The 2,655-nt window shown below is 66.9% G+C and carries 3 protein-coding genes; all 3 read right to left on the bottom strand.

The annotated features are described in order from the left end of the window. Positions 1–46: 46 nt before the first annotated feature. From ACWEO7_RS39085 to ACWEO7_RS39075, 3 genes are read right to left on the bottom strand one after another with little or no spacing between them, the layout of a single operon-like run. Positions 47–1,156, bottom strand: coding sequence for a tyrosine-type recombinase/integrase (locus ACWEO7_RS39085; protein WP_452430838.1), 1,110 nt, complete (start codon positions 1,154–1,156; stop codon positions 47–49). Positions 1,157–1,158: 2 nt separating this feature from the next. Next, positions 1,159–1,791, bottom strand: a complete 633-nt coding sequence (locus ACWEO7_RS39080; RefSeq protein WP_452430836.1) for a helix-turn-helix transcriptional regulator — start codon at positions 1,789–1,791, stop codon at positions 1,159–1,161. Further along, a complete protein-coding gene (locus tag ACWEO7_RS39075; RefSeq protein ID WP_452430834.1) occupies positions 1,788–2,549 on the bottom strand; it encodes a hypothetical protein in 762 nt (253 codons plus the stop codon). Before ACWEO7_RS39075 ends, ACWEO7_RS39080 begins: the two co-directional genes overlap by 4 nt. Positions 2,550–2,655: the final 106 nt, after the last annotated feature.

The raw sequence follows: 2,655 nt of genomic DNA, 5'->3' as shown, positions 1-2,655 counted from the left end.
AGGCATTCTCACACCAACAATTCGGCCTTCTCGCCCCGGCTCACCGTCAGGCAACCAGCAGATTCTCGCCCGTTTGATGCAATTCCCGAGAGAGGCCGTAGGTGTCGAGGGTGGTCTTGGCGTTCGCGTGCCTCATGCGCGCCTGGACGACTTTGATGTTCGCGCCGTTCGCGATGAGCAGCGACGCGAGGTAGTGACGCAGGTCCTGGAAGGTCAATTCTTCCGGCAGCCCCAATATCTTCGGGCGGATCGTGCGTATGGCGCGTTCGAGCTGCCAGGGCGGGACCGGCTTGCCGAAGTCGTCACAGACGACCCGCTCGCCGGGCCGCAGCTTCACCGCGGCCGACAGCAGGAGCGCCAGGTCGTTCGGAATCGGGATCGGTGCCTCCGATCCATCGCTCTTCAGCGGCCGGGCGGGCCACTGCTGTTTCGGGTGCACGATGCCCCGGATGAAGTCGACGTCCGTCACGCGCAGCCCGGCGACCTCGGACACCCGAAGACCGACGAAGGCGCCGAGCAGGATGGCGGGACGCATGTGCTCCGGCATCGCGTCGTGAATCGCCCACACCTGTTCAGTTGTGGCGCAATAGACTTTCTGCTTGCCTGCTGGCGGCGAGGTGCGTCGCGAGCACGGATTGCGGCCGAGGATGCCATCCAGCACGGCATCGCCTAGCAGCTGCGACAGCCGACCGTGCAGCGCGTAGATGTAGCTCGGTTCGTGCCCGCGTTCTTTCAGTTTCGCCGTCCAAGCCTTCACCGCTGACGGCCGCACCGCGGCGAGTTGGTAGTCCCCGAACTCCGCATTGATCTGAGCGATGTGCACCCTGGCTTGGCGGACGGTGCCGTCCCGATGGACGGCGTAGCCCGCCAACCATTCCTCGGACCACTGCCGGACGGTGCGCTTCGCGTCCCGCGGCGCTACGTGTGTTCCCTGGACGAGCGCCGAGACCTGCTCATCAAGCCACTTCTGGGCATCGACTTTGCGTGCGAATCGCTTGGTGTGCTCGTCTCCGGCGTCGTCGACGTAGCGTGCGCGCCAGCGTTTGCCTTTGCCGTGGAGTTTGGACGGAACGCGCCGGACCGTGCCGTCGTCGTCTCGGACTTCTTTGGTCCAGAGGTCTTCGACTCCGGCCCGGCGGTTCCGTCGCGCTGCCATGTTTACGCCGCGCCTCCGGTGCGGGTGGCGGCTTCCTGCTCGGCGATCCAGGCATCGATGACGCTGCGTCGCCAGACGCGGCGGCGCCCGAGTTTGAAGCTGGCCGGGCCGGAGCCGATGTGTGCCCAGTAGCGCCAGGTTGCGGCGGGGATGCCGGTGAGTTCTTCGCAGTCTTTGGCCTGGAGGTAGCGGTCGGTGGTCATGGCGGTGTCTCCGTTTCGGTGTGGTGCAGTGGTTCGGGTGGTAATGCGCTGGGTGAGGGTGGGTGGTGCGTCCGGTGCGCTGCTGTCACATCCGGTGCGCGCGGTGGTGCATAGCGCACCGGCGGATGTCGCTTGGTGCGCACCGCTGTCGCGACTGGTGCGTTGCGTGGTGCGCGGGCTGTCGCCCCCGGTGCACACCGTGTCGCTTGATGTGTCACGGTTGGTCGGGTCGGCGGCGACTCCAGTCGATGCGTGCTGGCCGGTGGTCTCGCTCGGCCCGAGCGTGTAGCTGTGTGGTCTGCCGATATGCGAGGCGCGGTTGGCTGTTTCGGCTGTTGTCGCCTGCTGTGCACCGCTGCGTCGCCTGTGGTCGTAGCCGGTGCGCACGGTATCGCCTGCTGTCGCATGGGTGGTGCGTAGTGGTTCGGTCATGCGACACCCCACGGGGTGAGGACCGGGCCATCCGGGTTGATGAGTTCGGCGAAATCGACCACCGCCACGGCCAGAGCGTCGTCGTGGTGCGCACGCTGGTCGAGGGTGGTGCGGACTGATGCGGCGGGCGGCGCGCCGTTGCACACCCACAGCACTCCTTCGCACCAGTCGGTGCGGGCGCGGCCGATCACGCGGGCTACCGCTTCGCCGAGTTTGCTCGGGGTGAGGAGGTAGGCGGCGGTATCGACCTTCACCGCCCCTGTCGCGGCCGGGTGGTCCCATTGCGCGTCATACGGGTAACGGCCCCGGTATCCGCTGTCGTAGTGCAAGTCCCGTTCGGAGCGCCAATCGTCGTAGGCACGGGCGCCGAGCGCGATCCGCGTCTGAATGACGGCGCGGGCGTGGACCGACCACAACAGGGAGGGCTGCCAGTCGTGCACGCGCCGGCCGAAGTACCAGCCGAGCCCGGCCGGGGTCGGCACGATCCAGCGCGGGCCCGCACCGACCTTCATCAACGGCCGTACCATGCCCTCTGCGGCGAGGGCGGTGGCGAGTTCGTAGACGTGGTTGCGGCCGGTGCCCAGGAACGTGGCGAGGGTGTCAGTTTGCATGGCGCGGTGCTGCACGATCGCGGCCATCGCGCGGGCCGCGCGTGGGGTGCGCAGGGCGAAGGGGTGTCCAGTTTTCTGGACAGCGAGTTGCGTTACAGGCCGGGGTTTTCCGGCCGTGGTCGGCTGGGGTTTCGTTACAGAGGTCATGACAGTTCCTTAGAATTCAGTTCAGAATGAGTTTGCGGAGGCATATGACGGCGCAGGCGAGGCTGAGTAGGGCTTGGTGGATGTCGGCGCGGCGTTCGTAGCGGAT

This window comes from Nocardia sp. NPDC004260 (genome assembly GCF_053603155.1).
This window is presented reverse-complemented; position numbering and strand designations above follow the sequence as displayed.

Excerpts from the sequence above, each read along its gene's own strand:
- ACWEO7_RS39080 (WP_452430836.1), bottom strand. The coding sequence starts at position 1,791 with ATGACCGAACCACTACGCACCACCCATGCGACAGCAGGCGATACCGTG.
- ACWEO7_RS39085 (WP_452430838.1), bottom strand. The coding sequence starts at position 1,156 with ATGGCAGCGCGACGGAACCGCCGGGCCGGAGTCGAAGACCTCTGGACC.
- ACWEO7_RS39075 (WP_452430834.1), bottom strand. The coding sequence starts at position 2,549 with ATGACCTCTGTAACGAAACCCCAGCCGACCACGGCCGGAAAACCCCGG.